Here is a 525-nt window from a genome sequence, read left to right on the forward strand (position 1 = left end):
GATCGTGGCGGTCGAGGACGGCCCCAGGATGCGGTGGGTCAGCGTGTTGCGGGCCGAATACAGATCATTGGTGACGGTGGCGGTCTGCAGCCGCAGCCCGTTGCCGACGCTGAACCTGGTGGTGTCGGGGTTGTGGTTCCACTCCCACTCGGGGCCCAGCTCGGTGCCGGTGAAGGTGTCGCTCCCGGTCGGCGGCTTCACCTGCCGGGGCGGGCGCGGCACGTTGGGGTAGGGGTAGGAGGCGCCCCAGGCGCCGTTCACGGTCTGCACGCTGGGCCAGCCGTCGGCACTCCAGGTGATCGGGGCAAGGACGGGGATGCGGCCGCCGGGGTAGGCGTCCTGGAAGGCCATGTAGTACCAGGCGCCGTTTTGGGTCTGGACCAGGCCGCCCTGGTGGGGCACGCCGCCGCCGGAGACCGGGCCGCCCATGTTGAGCAGCACCTGGCGCATCTCATAGGGGCCGAAGGGGCCGTTGGTGGATTTCAGGACGTACTGGCCGTTGGCCGGGCGGGTCAGCCAGATGTA

The 525-nt window shown here is 70.1% G+C and carries 1 pseudogene; it reads right to left on the bottom strand.

The features are described 5' to 3' along the window. Positions 1–525, bottom strand: a pseudogene (locus HHX30_RS40425) (hypothetical protein); the annotation flags it as partial.

Source organism: Microbispora sp. H10836 (genome assembly GCF_012999525.1).
GTDB lineage: Bacteria > Actinomycetota > Actinomycetes > Streptosporangiales > Streptosporangiaceae > Microbispora.